Origin of the sequence: Streptomyces hyderabadensis (genome assembly GCF_020404845.1) — a bacterium.
Taxonomy (GTDB): domain Bacteria; phylum Actinomycetota; class Actinomycetes; order Streptomycetales; family Streptomycetaceae; genus Streptomyces; species Streptomyces hyderabadensis.
Map to the genome: position 1 here is coordinate 90,557 of NZ_JAIOJZ010000015.1, position 14,502 is coordinate 105,058.

13 protein-coding genes are annotated in these 14,502 nt (G+C 71.6%); 11 read left to right on the top strand and 2 right to left on the bottom strand.

Going from position 1 to position 14,502, the window contains the following annotated elements:
- The first annotated feature begins 96 nt into the window (after positions 1 to 96).
- The 5 genes from K7854_RS14215 to K7854_RS14235 all read left to right on the top strand — a co-directional run bounded on the left by K7854_RS14215 (position 97) and on the right by K7854_RS14235 (position 3,716).
- Positions 97 to 819: a lytic polysaccharide monooxygenase gene (locus tag K7854_RS14215; RefSeq protein ID WP_226026834.1), complete on the top strand. Its 723-nt coding sequence runs from the start codon at positions 97 to 99 to the stop codon at positions 817 to 819.
- A gap of 130 nt (positions 820 to 949) precedes the next feature.
- Positions 950 to 1,381, top strand: coding sequence for an NfeD family protein (locus K7854_RS14220; protein WP_226026835.1), 432 nt, complete (start codon positions 950 to 952; stop codon positions 1,379 to 1,381).
- Positions 1,382 to 1,383: 2 nt separating this feature from the next.
- Positions 1,384 to 2,430 carry an SPFH domain-containing protein gene (locus K7854_RS14225; protein WP_226026836.1) on the top strand — a complete coding sequence of 349 codons (1,047 nt, stop codon included), beginning with the start codon at positions 1,384 to 1,386 and terminating at the stop codon, positions 2,428 to 2,430.
- 27 nt (positions 2,431 to 2,457) lie between these two features.
- Positions 2,458 to 3,456, top strand: coding sequence for a TerC family protein (locus K7854_RS14230; RefSeq protein WP_226026837.1), 999 nt, complete (start codon positions 2,458 to 2,460; stop codon positions 3,454 to 3,456).
- 47 nt (positions 3,457 to 3,503) lie between these two features.
- Positions 3,504 to 3,716 (top strand): hypothetical protein, encoded by a 213-nt coding sequence (locus tag K7854_RS14235; RefSeq protein WP_226026897.1) that lies wholly within the window; start codon positions 3,504 to 3,506, stop codon positions 3,714 to 3,716.
- On the opposite strand, the gene K7854_RS14240 is transcribed toward K7854_RS14235, so the two are convergent.
- Positions 3,694 to 4,665, bottom strand: coding sequence for a DUF3152 domain-containing protein (locus K7854_RS14240; RefSeq protein WP_226026838.1), 972 nt, complete (start codon positions 4,663 to 4,665; stop codon positions 3,694 to 3,696). The two genes, K7854_RS14235 and K7854_RS14240, sit on opposite strands and share 23 nt — an antisense overlap.
- Positions 4,666 to 4,778: 113 nt before the next feature.
- On the opposite strand from K7854_RS14240, the gene K7854_RS14245 reads away from it, so the two are divergent.
- The 6 genes from K7854_RS14245 to ctaF all read left to right on the top strand — a co-directional run bounded on the left by K7854_RS14245 (position 4,779) and on the right by ctaF (position 12,851).
- The gene (locus K7854_RS14245; protein WP_226026839.1) at positions 4,779 to 5,468 is read left to right on the top strand and encodes a response regulator; all 690 of its coding nucleotides are present in this window, start codon (positions 4,779 to 4,781) and stop codon (positions 5,466 to 5,468) included.
- Between the two features lie 11 nt (positions 5,469 to 5,479).
- Positions 5,480 to 7,048, top strand: coding sequence for an ATP-binding protein (locus K7854_RS14250; protein WP_425579827.1), 1,569 nt, complete (start codon positions 5,480 to 5,482; stop codon positions 7,046 to 7,048).
- On the top strand, positions 7,045 to 7,695 hold the full coding sequence (locus tag K7854_RS14255; RefSeq protein ID WP_226026840.1) for a GerMN domain-containing protein: 651 nt from the start codon (positions 7,045 to 7,047) through the stop codon (positions 7,693 to 7,695). The genes K7854_RS14250 and K7854_RS14255 overlap by 4 nt, the downstream gene beginning before the upstream one ends.
- Positions 7,696 to 7,808: 113 nt before the next feature.
- Entirely contained in the window at positions 7,809 to 10,625 is a 2,817-nt protein-coding gene (locus K7854_RS14260; protein ID WP_226026841.1) for an alpha/beta hydrolase, read from the top strand.
- A gap of 142 nt (positions 10,626 to 10,767) precedes the next feature.
- Complete coding sequence (gene ctaD / locus K7854_RS14265) at positions 10,768 to 12,444, top strand: aa3-type cytochrome oxidase subunit I (protein ID WP_264087288.1); 1,677 nt, start codon at positions 10,768 to 10,770, stop codon at positions 12,442 to 12,444.
- Complete coding sequence (gene ctaF / locus K7854_RS14270; RefSeq protein ID WP_226026842.1) at positions 12,441 to 12,851, top strand: aa3-type cytochrome oxidase subunit IV; 411 nt, start codon at positions 12,441 to 12,443, stop codon at positions 12,849 to 12,851. The genes ctaD and ctaF overlap by 4 nt, the downstream gene beginning before the upstream one ends.
- Here ctaF and qcrB read toward each other — a convergent pair.
- The gene (gene qcrB / locus K7854_RS14275; protein ID WP_226026843.1) at positions 12,827 to 14,485 is read right to left on the bottom strand and encodes a cytochrome bc1 complex cytochrome b subunit; all 1,659 of its coding nucleotides are present in this window, start codon (positions 14,483 to 14,485) and stop codon (positions 12,827 to 12,829) included. The genes ctaF and qcrB overlap by 25 nt on opposite strands.
- Between the last annotated feature and the right edge of the window lie 17 nt (positions 14,486 to 14,502).

Below are 14,502 nucleotides of genomic sequence, written 5' to 3' on the forward strand. Positions count from 1 at the left end.
GTTGGTGGTGCGCAAGCCCTTGACCGGACCGGCTCCGCCGCTATGGTCTAGACCTGAAGTCGTCAGGTCTAGACCTGTATCCGAAAGGGGCACGACATGCGCACCAAGAGACGGGTGGCCATCGCGGTCGGAGCGCTGGTCGCTCCGCTGCTCGCCGTCAGCCTTCCGGCGAGCACCGCGGGCGCCCACGGGTGGGTGACCTCGCCCGGCAGCCGGCAGGACCAGTGCGCCGCGGGGATCGTCGACTGCGGTCAGATCAAGTACGAGCCGCAGAGCGTCGAGGGCCCGAAGGGCCTGAACAGCTGCAGCGGCGGAAACAGCCAGTTCGCCGAACTCGACGACGACAGCAAGGGCTGGCGGGTCACGCCGGTCGGCACCACGCACACCTTCACCTGGCACCACACGGCACGGCACGCCACCGCCAACTGGCAGTACTTCATCGGCAACCAGAAGATCGCCGAATTCGACGGCCACGGCGCACAGCCCGCCCCGGACGTGAGCCACCAGGTGAACTTCGGCGGCTTCACCGGCCGTCAGAAGGTCCTGGCCGTCTGGAACGTCGCGGACACCGGAAACGCCTTCTACTCCTGCATCGACGTCAACATCGGCGGCACCGGCGGGGGTGACGGGGGCGGGGACGGCGAGCCCGGCGACTGCGACGCCGCGGCCTGGAGCGCCGGGAGCGTCTACAGCGGCGGCGACACCGTCTCGCACGGCGGCCACACCTGGCGCGCCAAGTGGTGGGTGACCGGCGAGGAGCCCGGCACCACCGGTGAATGGGGCGTCTGGGAAGACCTCGGAGCCTGCGCGGCCGCATGACCGCGAGGGGCCGGAGTGCACCGACCGCGGTGCGCGCCGGCCCCTCGGCGCCCCAGCTCCCGCCGGCGACGAACGGGTCCGCTTTTCCGGAAAGCCGGTAAAATAATTCCAAAGCGGGAAGGGGGCCGTGATGGATCCGTGGCTGATCTGGCTGATCGTTTCGGCAGTCCTGATCGTGGCGGAGATCTTCACTCTCACCGCCGCGCTCGGAATGCTGGGCGCGGCCGCACTCATCACGGCCGGATCCGCGGCAGCCGGCCTTTCCGTGCCTTTTCAATTCCTCGTGTTCACGGTCGTCTCGGCGATCACCCTTTTCTTCCTCCGCCCCGTCGCGCTGCGCCACCTCGTCCAGCCCCAGACCCAGCGCTTCGGGGTGGACGCCCTGGTCGGCCAGGCCGCGTACGTCCTCTCCGAGGTGACCGGAAGGGACGGCAGGGTCCGTATCGGCGGCGAGGAATGGACGGCCCGTTCCTACGACGAGACGCTGGTGATTCCCCGGGGCGCGACGGTCGACGTCCTGGAGATCAGCGGCACCACCGCATTCGTTTATCCCCGGGAGTGACCATGGAAGCCTCGGCGTTCCTCATCGCCGGTGTGATCGTCGCGCTTCTCGCCGTTTTCACCGTGGTGCGGGCGGTGCGCATCGTGCCGCAGGCCCGCGCCCGAAACGTCGAACGGCTCGGCCGTTACCACCGCACGCTGAAACCCGGACTCAGCGTGGTCATCCCGTACATCGACCGGGTCTATCCGGTGATCGACCTGCGCGAGCAGGTCGTTTCCTTCAAGCCGCAACCGGTCATCACCGAGGACAACCTGGTCGTCGAGATCGACACCGTGCTGTACTTCCAGGTCACGGACCCACGCGCCGCCTTCTACGAGATCGCGAACTTCCTCCAGGCGGTCGAGCAGCTCACCGTCACCACCCTGCGCAACGTGGTGGGATCCATGGACCTGGAGAAGACCCTCACCTCGCGCGACACCATCAACAGCCAGCTGCGCGGGGTGCTGGACGAGGCCACCGGAAAGTGGGGGCTGCGGGTGAACCGGGTGGAGATCAAGGCGATCGACCCGCCGCAGTCCATCAAGGACGCCATGCAGAAGCAGATGCGGGCCGAGCGGGACAAGCGGGCCGCGATCCTCGGCGCGGAGGGCCAGCGCCAGTCGCAGATCCTCACCGCCGAGGGTGACAAGCAGGCCGCCGTTCTGCGCGCCGAGGGCAACCGCACCGCCGAGATCCTCAAGGCGGAGGGCCAGTCCCGGGCCATCGACGAGGTCTTCCAGGCCGTGCACCGCAACGACCCCGACCCCAAGCTCCTCGCCTACCAGTACCTCCAGGTGCTGCCCCAGCTGGCGCAGGGCTCGGGCAGCACGTTCTGGGTCATCCCCAGCGAGGTCACCTCCGCGCTCCAGGGAGTGTCCCGCGCCTTCACCGAGGCGCTGCCGCAGTCGCCGGCCACCAGGGAGAGCCCCTCGGACGACGGAGCCGCCCAGGCGGCCAGCGACACGGCGCAGGCCGCCGAGGCCGCAGCCCAGGCCCTGGCCGACGCGGCCAGGGCCAACGGCGTGCCCACCGAGACGCTGCGGTCGGCACCCGTGGTCGAGGACCGCTGAGAACCCCCAGCTCACTGCGAGGCCCCCATGTTCGATGTGCTCTTCTGGCTCTGGGTGGTCTTCGCGGCCACCGTCGTCGTCTCGCTCGCCGTGGACCTGCTGGCCCACCGCAGCGCCCACGTCATCGGGTTCAGGGAAGCCGCCGCGTGGAGCGGTCTGTGGGTGGGTCTGGCCCTGGTCTTCGGCGCGGTCGTCTTCCTCGTCCTCGGCGGTACGGCGGGCACCGAGTACACCACCGCGTGGCTGCTGGAGAAGAGCCTCTCGGTCGACAACCTCTTCGTCTTCGCGCTGATCTTCGCCTACTTCCAGGTGCCCCGCGCCTATCAGCACCGCGTGCTGTTCTTCGGCGTCATCGGCGCGCTGGTGTTCCGCGGTGTCTTCCTCGCGGCCGGCGTGGCCGTGGTCAACCGCTTCACCGCCGTGCTGTTCGCCTTCGCGGCCATCCTCTTCTACAGCGTCTACAAGATCCTCAAGGGTGAGGAGGAGAGCTTCGACCCCGGCAGGAGCTTCGCCGTGCGGCTGCTGCGCAAGTTCGTCCCCGTGCGGGACACCTATGCGGGCCAGAAGTTCTTCGTGAAGGAAGCGGGCAAGCACGTGGCGACGCCGCTGCTCGCGGTCGTCGCGGCGATCGAGGCGGCGGACCTGATCTTCGCCGTGGACAGCGTGCCGGCCGTGCTCGCCGTCAGCGACGACACCTTCATCGTCTACACCAGCAACGCCTTCGCCATCCTGGGCCTGCGCGCCCTGTACTTCATGCTGTCGGGGCTGCTGGAGCGCTTCCACTACCTGAGTACCGGGCTGGCGGTCATCCTCGGCTTCATCGGCGTCAAGCTCATCCTCCAGGCGACGCACAAGATGGTCAGCCCCGCCGTGCCGGAGATCCCGTCCCCGGTGAGTCTGGCGGTCATCGTCGTGGTCCTGGCGGTCTCGGTGACACTGAGCCTGCGCCGCCCCGCCGACCGCGAGGACGGGGAGGACGGGGAAGCGGATGCGCTTCCCGAGGCCTCTCAACGTAAGGTAAAGTAAAGGCAAAGAGCCGTTCAAATGGTCTCACGAGCGTGGGTGTGGGCATCATGAGCAGTCACACGCAGAAGACGAGAACGCCACGACAGGTCGACGCGCAGTACGCGCAGATCTGCCCGTCCTGCGGGCACCGGGTCCCCGCCGAGCTGCACCGGCACAAGACGCTGGGGATCTACGTCCCGGTCTGGCACCCCGGCACCTGCCGGAACCCGGACTGCGCAAAGCCCGGGCGCGACACCGTCAGCCGACCGCCGGGCCCGTGATGGCACGACCCTCGGCGTCGTAGGGCCAGACGTTGGTGCGGCAGCCGTGCAGGCCCTTGATCTGCTGCATCATCACCGGCGCCGGGCGCCCCGCACCGGGGCAGCCCTCATGCCCGTGGCCGAGGAAGTGCCCCACCTCGTGGTTGATGATCAGCGCCCGGTACGACGTCACGTCGTCCGCGTAGTACTGGGTGGCCAGCAGCCACCGCTTGAGGTTGACCATGACGTCCTGGCCGACGTTGCAGTTGACCTCGCCGCCGGTGTCCAGGCCGTACTGACCGCAGATGTCGTCCACCGTCCCCGCCGTGGCGAGCCGTACCCGGAAGTCGGACGCGCCCCCGGACACCCGCCGGAACCCGACCTTCCCGTCGGCCGTCCAGCCCCGCTCGTCGGCCAGGATGCGCTCCACCTCGGCCGCGACGTCCCGCGCCGGGATGCCGATGCCGTCCTCGACCTGCACCACGTACGTCAGTGTCCGGCCGCGCCCGCCGACCAGGTCGCCGCCGCCGCTCGCGGTGGCGAACGTCCCGGGACCGGACGACGGTATCGAGTCGGGGTCCGGCTTCTCCTCCTGCCCCTTCCCGTCCGAGCCCTTCCCGCCCGTCTCCTGCTCCTCCTTCTCCTGCTTCTCCTGCTTCTCCTTCTCCGTCTCCTTCGCGGACGCGGCCGCCGACCCGTCCGGCGACGCTTCCCGCGTCCCGTCGGCCCGGGGCGATTCGGAGCCCGGGGCCGACGAGGACGCACCGGCCGTGTCGGTGGAGCCCCCGGAGGGTTCCGTCGCCCCCTTGAGGGCCAGACCACCGGCGAGCACCAGGACGGCCCCGGCCGCGAGTCCCGGCCACAGCAGGCGGGACCGGCCGCCACGTCGGCGACGGGAGCGGCCGCCGCGGCGTCTGCGGCCCGCGGCGGCGGAGGAGGACGGGGGAGTCGGTCGGCGGCGCTCGTTCATGATCACAAAGCCTGCCCGGACCGTGTGATCGTCCGTGGACGGCTTTTGGACCGCTGTGTAACAGCCGTCACCCGCCCGTGGACCGCCACCGCAGCACCCGCATACTGAGGTCCATGCCACGGGTCCTGATCATCGAAGACGACCGCGCCGTCCGGGACGGCGTGCGACTGGCCCTGCGCCGCCAGGGGCACGAGGTCGCCGCGGCCGCGACCGGCGAGGACGGGCTCGAGCAGCTGCGGTCGTTCCGGCCCGACGCCGTGGTCCTGGACCTGATGCTGCCGGGCATGTCCGGCCTGGAGGTCTGCCGCCGGATACGCGCCCACGACCAGGTGCCGATCATCATGGCCACCGCCCGCGGCGACGACACCGACATCGTCGTCGGGCTGGAGTCCGGAGCCGACGACTACGTCGTCAAACCCGTCCGCGCCCGGGTGCTGGACGCACGCATACGCGCCGTGCTGCGCCGCGTGGGCACCACCGCGGACGACCAGGGCACGCCGCGCACCGAACACCACGGCGACCTGGTCATCGACCGGGCCGGGCTGACCGTCACCCACCAGGGGCGGCCCGTCGCCCTCGGCCCCTCCGAACTGCGGCTGCTGCTCACCCTGTCCGCCTCGGCCGGGCAGGTGTTCAGCCGCCAGCAGCTCCTGGAAGCCGTGTGGGAGCACAACTACCACGGGGACGCGCGGCTCGTGGACGCCTGCGTCAAGCGGCTGCGCTCCAAGATCGGCGAGCCGCCGGGCAGCCCGCGCTACGTCCACACCGTGCGCGGCTTCGGCTACCGGTTCGGGCCCCGGTGAGAGTTCCCCGGGTGCTGCGGGCGCTGATGGGGCTGCGCCTGCGGCTGGTGGTGACCTTCACCCTCGTCGCGGTGGTGGCCACGGTGACCACCGGCGCGCTGACCTTCCGCGAGGCACGGACCGGCGTGCTGCAGCAGAGCCAGGACACGGTGATCGAGGAGTTCCGGCACCGCGTCAACACCCTGGTGCCCAACTACCGCTTCCCGCCCGACACCGCCGACCTGGAGTCCTTCGCCGACGACGTGTCCAGGGGCGGGCAGTCCCAGCCCTGGCGGGTACTGGTCGCCTACCGGGAGGCGAGCGCCACGTCCGCCGCCGGGGACTCGTTCGAGGAACTGTCCCCGGCGATGCGCGAGGCCGTGCGCTCCCGCCGGGCCACCGTGTTCCAGCGGGTGTCGCACGACGGCCGCTCGTCGCTGGTCGTGGGCATGCCCGTCACCTTCGCCGGGGCGTACAGCACCGAGCGGCGCGCCTCCGGCCTCGAGGTCTACCTCACGGTGCCGCAGCAGGAGGAGCAGGGGTACGTCGACGCGCTGGTCACCGCCATCGAACGCGCCACCGTCCCGGCCCTCGCCCTGGCCGTCCTGATCGCGCTCCTGGCTGCCCGCGGGGTGCTGCGTCCGGTGCGGGCGCTGCGCCGGGCGACCCGGAGCATCGCCGAGGGCCGCCTCGACACCCGGCTCGCGGTGCACGGCTCCGACGAACTCGCCGATCTCTCCCGCACCTTCAACGAGACCGCCGCGGCCCTGGAGGGCTCGGTGGCGGAACTGCGGCGCATGGAGGCGGGCGCCCGCCGCTTCGCCGCGGACGTCTCCCACGAACTGCGCACCCCGCTGGCGGCGATGTCGGCGGTCACGGACGTGCTGGACGAGGACGCCGCCGGACTCGACGAGGACACCGCGACGGCCGTACGACTGATCAGCACGGAGACCACGAAACTGGCCGCGCTCGTGGACGACCTGATGGAGATCTCCCGGTTCGACGCGGGCGCGGTCGACCTGCACCTGGACGAGATCGACCTGGCCGAGTCCCTGCGCCGCACGCTCGCCTCCCGCGGCTGGCAGGACACCGTGGAGACCGGCCTGCCGGAACCGGGGGAGTTGCGCGGCCGCGTCGACCCGCGCCGGCTCGACGTGATCGTGGCGAACCTCGTCGCCAACGCCCTGCGGCACGGCGCGCCCCCGGTGCGCCTGGACCTGCACGCCGAGGACGATCCCCGCGCCGGAAGACGGGCCGTCGTCACGGTCCGCGACGGCGGGGACGGCATCCCCGAGAGCGTCCTGCCTCATGTCTTCGACCGCTTCTACAAGTCGGCCGACGCCCGCGCCCGGAGCGAGGGCAGCGGCCTCGGCCTGGCCATCACCACGGAGAACGTACGCCTGCACGGCGGCACCGTCCGGGCGGCCAACCACCCGGAGGGCGGCGCCGTCTTCACGGTCGTCCTGCCGCTGCCGCCCGACGCCCCGGAGGAGCGGACGCCGACCCCGGCGAAGGAGGACCGGACGCCGTCGGCGAAAGAGGACCGGACACGGCCGGCGAAAGAGGACCGGACACCGCCGGCGAAGGAGGACCGCACATGAAACCGTCGGCGCGCGCCGTCCCGCTGCTGCTCGCGGCGCTGCTCCCGCTCTCCGCGTGCGGCATCCCCGAGACCGGAGTGGTCGAGGCGGGCGAACCCGCGACCGGCGTGCTGGATCCGGGCGTCACGTCCGCGCCCTCGGAATCCGTGCCCGAGGCGGTGCCCCTGGTCGACGTCCCGCTCTACTTCGTCGAGGACGGCGACCTGGTCGCGGTGGACCGCACGGTGCCGGGTCCGACCGACCTGGGCAGCACCGTGCTCATGCTGTTCAAGGGGCCCGACGAGCGGGAGCGCAGGAGCGGGCTGACCACCGAACTGCCGCCCGCCGCCGAGGCCCCCACCATCCGCACCGACGGCACCGGCGTCAACGTCCAGCTGCCGCGCACCGCCGGGAGCCTCAGCGACACCGCCGTCGACCAGCTGGCCTGCACCGTCGCCGTGGCCCGGTTGCGCCAGGACCCGGCCCTGGGGAGCGCGCAGGTGACCGTGGAACAGCCCGGCGGCAGGCTGGCCGGGCGCTCCAGCGAGGACTGCCCGATCGGCGCGGCGACCCAACGGACCCCCTCGGCCCCCGGGACCGCCGAGGGCGCGGAGAACGCCGGGACCGGCACGAGCGGCGGCACCACCGTCGGCGGAACCGGCGGCTGACGGCTGACGGCTCACAGGCAACCCCAAGGATCTTCCTCCCCTCCTCCAACCCGGGGCGCCCGCACGGGCGTTGCCCCGGACCGAGCACCACCGAGGTACTGAGGAGCGGATTCTTGATACGTGCTCGAACACTGTGGGCCGCCGCGACGGCAGCCCTGACCCTGGTGGGCGTCGCGCCCGCCGCGGCCCAGGCCGCACCGGAACCGCCCGGCGGCGCCACCACCGTGCGGGCGCCGGAGGCGGCACCGAACGGCACCGCCGGCCTGCCGCCCGGCTGGCGGATCACCGGCACCGGCGAGACGAGATCGCTTCAGTGGCGCTCCCCTCGGCTCGTCCCGCCCGGCGACGCACGGGTCGAGTTCCACTCCGGCGGCCGCCTGCTCGGCGTACCCGAACCGGACCGCGACGGCCGGACCTTCCGGTTACCCCTGGACGAGACCCGGCCGGGCGCACCGCACGGGCTGACCGACCTCCAGGTCCGCGCCGCCGGACGCCGACTGGACCAGGAGCCGGGAGCCGCCGCCCGACAGCGCCGCTCCGCCGAAGCACCCCCGGCCGAACTCCCGCCCCGACTCCCCGCCGGCACCGTCGACCCGGGCCGGCCCGGCCGGTACGCCACGACCACCGGCGAGTACTCGCTCGATCCGGTCCGGCTGCCCGGCCTGTCCGCGCCGGTCGAGATGCGCGGCGTGGTCGTCGCGCCGAAGGGAGCGGCCGGCAAGCGCCCCCTCGCGCTCTTCCTGCACGGCCGGCACGCCACCTGCTACGTCCCCGGCCAGGGCGAGGACGCCGTCACGATCGACTGGCCCTGCGCCGACGGCGCCAAACCCATCCCCAGCCACCGCGGCTACCTCCAGGACCAGGAACTGCTGGCCTCCCAAGGCTATGTGACCGTCTCGATCTCCGCCAACGGCGTCAACGGCCAGGACGGCGACCTGGAGGACGGCGGTGCCCAGGCACGCTCGTCACTGGTGCGCTCGCACCTGGCCCGCTGGGCCGACTGGGCCGCCAAGACCTCCGCCGCCCCGGACGCCGTGCGCCGCGGTCCGAAGGCCGACCTGAACCGCGTCCTGCTCGTCGGACACTCCCGCGGCGGCGAAGGCGTCGACCGGGCGGCCATGGACAGCCTCTACCCGCCACCCGCTGACCAGGACGGCGCGCCGGCGCGGGCCCGCTGGACCATCCGCGGCACCGTACTCGTCGGCCCCACCGCCTTCGGCCAGAACCCGGTGCCCGACGTGCCGTCCCTGACGATCCTGCCGGGCTGCGACGGCGACGTCTCCGACCTCCAGGGACAGCTCTACGTCGACGGCACCCGCGGCGTGAGCCGGGGCCGGGCGCTGCACAGCGCGGTCCACATCACCGGCGCCAACCACAACTACTTCAACAGCGAGTGGACTCCCGGCCAGGCCGAGGCACCCGCCTCCGACGACTTCTGGGAGGACCCCGAGGCCCCCGACCCGGTCTGCTCCACGGACAGCCCCACCCGGCTCACCGCCGGGCAGCAGCACCGGGCCGGCGCGACCTACGTCGCCGCCGCGGCCCGGCTGTTCGTCGCCGGTGACGACCGGGTGCGCGAGCTGATCGACGGCACCGGCCGCCGCGCCCCCTCGGCCGACCCGGCCCGGGTACTGACCCACGCGGTCGGGGCCGGCCGGGGCGCCGGGTTCCTGCCCGACGACGACGGCGTGCGGGTGACCGGCGGCGGCCGGCTGTGCTCCGCGGTCGACCCCGACCCGGAGGCCGTCTGCCTCGGCGAGGACGCGCACGGCTCCTCCCCGCACTTCGCGTACTGGTGGCCGGAGCGCGAGACCGGCCGCGGCGCGATCGCCCTGGACTGGTCCGCACCCGGCACCCCGGCCCGGATCCGCCCCGGCGCACCCGTCTCCCTCAAGGGAGCCGAGAGCCTCGCCCTGCGCGTCATCGTGCCGCCGGGCAGCACCGGCACCCGGCTCGACGTGACCGTCGCCGACGCCGCCGGCCGACGCGCCACCCTCGGCGCCGTCCGCGCCGACGGCCTGCCGGGCAGCGAACGCACCGCGTCGTACTGGGCGCAGGAACTGCGCGTCCCGCTCACCGCCGCCACCCGCGCCGGAGTCGACCTGCGACGCGTCACCACGCTGGAACTGACGCCCCGTTCCCGGACGGGCAAGGCCTGGCTGATGGACGCCTACGCCTGGCAGCCGGGCACCCCCCGGGTGCGGCCGGCCCCGCTGGCCCGCGTGGACGTCGGCCGGACGACGGTCGAGGAGGGCGACTCGGGCGTGCGCACCTACCACGTCCCGGTGCGGGTCTCCGGCAAGGGCGCAGGCACGGTCCGGATGTACGTCATGGAAGGGTTCGGCTCGCCGGTCGAGGAGCGCCTGGTCACCGTACGCTCCGGCAGGCCCTTCGCCGACGTGACCGTGAAGGTGACGGGCAACCGGCGCTACGGCGCCGACCTGAGCCACGACCTGCTGGTCAAGGCGGTGCACGGCTCGGTCGTCGGCTCCTACGCCGGCGGCGTGACGGTCCGGGACGACGATCCGATGCCGGAGATCGAGCTGACGCCCGTCGCGGACAAGGTCACCGAGGGACTGCCGCTGCGCTGGCGGGTCTCCCTGTCGGAACCCGCCGACACGGACCTGGGCACGGTGCTGGTGGCGGTCCCCGACGACACCCGTCCCGAGCTGTCCACCAAGGACGTCGACCGGGACTGGCTCCTGGAGACGACCGGGGAGATCCCCGACCGGGAGGTCCCGCTGTCCCGGCTGGACTACTTCGCGCTCTGGGTCTCGGTCCCGGCCGGTGAGACGGAGGCCGAGGTGACGGTGCCCACCGTCACCGACGAGGTGTCCGAGCCGACCGAGTACATCGGGCTCAGGAACACCGACGACGCGGGCGAGCCGCAGGGCCCGGTGCTGACCGGCACCGTGCTCGACGCCTCGTAGACCCCGTTTCCGCAGGCGGGTGCGGACCCGGCGCCGTCCGGTCCGCACCCGCCCGCACCGGCTGGCCCATCCGCCGGACCCCGGCTGCGGCCTCGGCGTGGTCGTGCGTCTGAGCCCGCGGCGCCTGGGTACCCTCCGCCGCATGGCGGTGGACAGAAGGACCGGGACGCCGCGCCGGACACCGGCTCGGCAGCGGACGAACCGCACGCTGGGCCGGGCGCTGGTGCGCTGGGCCACGACGACCGATCACAAGGTGATCGGCCATCTCTACCTGGCGACGTCGTTCGGCTTCTTCCTCTTCGGCGGCGTCCTGGCCATGCTGATGCGCAGTGAACTCGCCCGGCCCGGGCTGCAGTTGTTCAGCAACGAGCAGTACAACCAGCTGTTCACCGTGCACGGCACCATCATGATGCTGCTGTTCGCGACCCCGCTGTTCGCCGGGTTCACCAACGTCATCATGCCCTTGCAGATCGGCGCCCCCGACCTGGCGTTCCCCCGGCTGAACGCGCTGTCGTACTGGATGTACCTGTTCGGCGGTCTGATGGTGGTGGCGGGCTTCCTGACGCCCGGCGGAGCGGCCTCGTTCGGCTGGTTCGCCTACGCGCCGCTGAACAGCGCCACCTTCAGCCCGGGACCGGGCGGCGACCTGTGGACCATGGGTCTGGTGGTGAGCGGCGTGTCGACCACCCTCAGCGCCGTCAACTTCATCACCACCATCATCTGCCTGCGCGCCCCCGGCATGACCATGTTCCGGATGCCGATCTTCACCTGGAACATCCTGTTCACCTCGATCCTGGTGCTGCCCGCCTTCCCCGTGCTCACCGCCGCGCTGCTGATGCTGGAGGCCGACCGTAAGTTCGGCGCGCACGTCTTCGACGCGGCGAACGGCGGGGCGCTGCTGTGGCAGCACCTGTTCTGGTTCTTCGGCCACCCCGAGGTGTACATCGTGGCGCTGCCCTTCTTCGGCATCGTCACCGAGATCATCCCGGTCTTCAGCCGCAAGCCGATCTTCGGCTACGTCAGCCTGGTCGGCGCCACCATCGCCATCACCTTTCTCTCCGCGGTGGTGTGGGCCCACCACATGTTCGCCACCGGCGCCGTGCTGCTGCCGTTCTTCTCCCTCATGTCGTTCCTCATCGCGGTGCCGACCGGCGTGAAGTTCTTCAACTGGATCGGCACCATGATGCGCGGCTCGCTCTCCTTCGAGACGCCCATGCTGTGGGCGTGCGGCTTCCTGGTCACGTTCCTGCTCGGCGGCATGAGCGGCGTCCTCATCGCCTCCCCGCCGCTCGACTTCCACCTGACGGACTCGTACTTCATCGTCGCCCACCTGCACTACGTGCTGTTCGGCACGGTCGTCTTCGCGATGTTCGCCGGTTTCTACTTCTGGTGGCCGAAGTTCACCGGCAAGCTGCTCGACGAACGCATCGGGAAGATCCACTTCTGGACGCTCTTCATCGGCTTCCAGACCACCTTCCTCGTCCAGCACTGGCTCGGCGAGCAGGGCATGCCGCGCCGCTACGCCGACTACCTCGCCGCGGACGGCTTCACCACGCTGAACACCATCAGCTCCATCGGAGCCTTCTTGCTCGGGCTGTCGACCCTGCCGTTCCTCTACAACGTGTGGCGCACCCACCAGTACGGCGAGAAGGTCGAGAGGGACGACCCCTGGGGCTACGGCCGTTCCCTCGAATGGGCCACCAGCAGCCCGCCGCCGCGCCACAACTTCACGTCGCTGCCCCGGATCCGCTCCGAGTCCCCGGCGTTCGACCTGCACCACCCCGACATCACCCGACACGACCAGAGGCATGTGCAGTGAGGACCGAATCCCGACTGTTCACCGGTGTGGCGGTCTTCTTCGGCGCCGAGGCGGCGCTCTACGGCTGGTGGTCGCGCGAGCCCGCCGGCACCGCCGCCCTCGTCCTCGCCTTCCTGATGGCCTCGCTCGTCGCGTTCTTCCTGCGCGTGCAGTACCGCAAGCGCGGACTGCGGGCCCAGGACCGCGGTGAGGGCGAGGCCGTCGACACCGCGGGTCCGCTCGACTTCTTCCCGCCGCGCAGCGGCTGGCCGATCACCATCGCGCTGGCCGCCGTGGTGCTGGCGCTCGGCATCGTCTTCGGCCTGTGGCTGGCCCTGATCGGCTTCGGCCTGCTCACCATGGGCGTCTGCGGGCTGGTCTTCCAGTACGCCGGCCGGGGCGTTCAGCGCTCCGGCTCGCCCGAGTAGGAATCCCGTCCCGCCGCATCCGCGGCGGCCGCCGCCTCCGGCGCCGACTCCCGCCCCCGCTCCGTCTCCTCGACGTCGACCCGGTCGCCGTAGTACCACTCGCTGAGCGTCGCCCGCAGCCGGCCCACGTGCGGGGCGTCGCCCTCCTTCGCGGAGGGTGCCAGCGGCTCGGGCTGCCTGCGGGCCCGCAGCACGTAGTGCTCCTCGGGGTCGAGGGGCCCGTGGCTTTCGGCGTAGCCGCCCGCGAGGGTCTGGTGCACCTCGCCCGTCTCGTCGCCCTCGGCCAGCCGCTCGCGGTCGTGCTCCTGCAGCGCCAGGCAGACGCGCTTGGTCACGACGAAGGCCAGCGGCGGTGCCAGCACCAGGGAGACCCGGAAGATCCAGGTGAGCAGGTTCAGCGAGACGTCGAAGGTGTGGGCGAGGATGTCGTTGCCGCCGGCCAGCAGCAGCACGCCGTAGAAGACGATCGCGGCGACGCCGAGACCGGTGCGCACCGGCTTGTCGCGGGGGCGGTCGCACAGGTGGTGCTCCTCCTGGTCGCCCGTCACCCACCGCTCGAAGAACGGGTAGGCGTACAGCACCGCGAACAGGGCGCCCGGCAGCAGCACCGCGGGCACCAGCACGTTCCACATGACGGTGTGTCCCGCCACCGCCGTCTCGAACGGCGGCATCAGCCGCAGCGAACCCTCCAGGAACCCGACGTACCAGTCCGGCTGCGAGCCCGTCGAGACGATGTCGGGCCGGTAGGGGCCGTACGTCCAGATCGGGTTGATCTCGGCCACCGCCGCCAGCACGGTCAGCAGACCGAAGACCATGAGGAACAGACCGGTGGAGTTCGTCATGAACTGCGGGAACATCGGCTTGCCCACCGCGTTGCGGTTGGTGCGCCCGCGGCCCGCCCACTGGGTGTGCTTCAGGTAGAACACCAGGATCAGATGGACCGTGACCAGCGCGACCAGCAGTGCGGGGAGCAGCAGGATGTGTACCGAGTACAGCCGCGGGACGATGTCCTCGCCGGGATACTCGCCGCCGAACACGAACATGCTGACGTACGTCCCCACCACCGGGATGGACAGCATGATCCCCTGCGCGATGCGCAGCCCCGTCCCGGACAGCAGGTCGTCCGGGAGCGAATAGCCGGCGAAGCCCTCGGCGAGGGCCAGCACGAAGAGCGTGAGCCCGATCAGCCAGTTGACCTCACGCGGACGGCGGAACGCGCCGGTGAAGAAAATCCGCAGCAGATGCACCCCGATGGCCGACAGGAACACCAGGGCCGCCCAGTGGTGCACCTGCCGGATCAGCAGTCCGCCGCGGACGTCGAAACTGATGTCCACCGTCGAGCGGTAGGCCTCCGACATGCGCACCCCCAGCAGGGGTTCGTACGAGCCGTTGTAGACGACCTCCGTCATCGAGGGTTTGAAGAACAGCGTCAGCCAGACCCCCGTCAGCAGCAGCACCACGAAGCTGTACAGGGCGATCTCGCCCAGCAGGAACGACCAGTGCTCGGGGAAGGCCTTGCGCAGCAGCCCCCCGCCCTCGGAGACGGGGAGCCGCCCGTCGGCCCAGTTGACGGTGTGTTCGCCCGCGTGACGGGCCCGCGCACCGGCGCGGGCCCTTCTCCTCTGCAACAGCACGGCGCATGGGTTCCCCA

Excerpts from the sequence above, each read along its gene's own strand:
- K7854_RS14240 (WP_226026838.1), bottom strand. The coding sequence starts at position 4,665 with ATGAACGAGCGCCGCCGACCGACTCCCCCGTCCTCCTCCGCCGCCGCG.
- K7854_RS14230 (WP_226026837.1), top strand. The coding sequence starts at position 2,458 with ATGTTCGATGTGCTCTTCTGGCTCTGGGTGGTCTTCGCGGCCACCGTC.
- K7854_RS14245 (WP_226026839.1), top strand. The coding sequence starts at position 4,779 with ATGCCACGGGTCCTGATCATCGAAGACGACCGCGCCGTCCGGGACGGC.
- K7854_RS14255 (WP_226026840.1), top strand. The coding sequence starts at position 7,045 with ATGAAACCGTCGGCGCGCGCCGTCCCGCTGCTGCTCGCGGCGCTGCTC.
- K7854_RS14235 (WP_226026897.1), top strand. The coding sequence starts at position 3,504 with ATGAGCAGTCACACGCAGAAGACGAGAACGCCACGACAGGTCGACGCG.
- ctaD (WP_264087288.1), top strand. The coding sequence starts at position 10,768 with ATGGCGGTGGACAGAAGGACCGGGACGCCGCGCCGGACACCGGCTCGG.
- K7854_RS14220 (WP_226026835.1), top strand. The coding sequence starts at position 950 with ATGGATCCGTGGCTGATCTGGCTGATCGTTTCGGCAGTCCTGATCGTG.
- K7854_RS14225 (WP_226026836.1), top strand. The coding sequence starts at position 1,384 with ATGGAAGCCTCGGCGTTCCTCATCGCCGGTGTGATCGTCGCGCTTCTC.
- K7854_RS14215 (WP_226026834.1), top strand. The coding sequence starts at position 97 with ATGCGCACCAAGAGACGGGTGGCCATCGCGGTCGGAGCGCTGGTCGCT.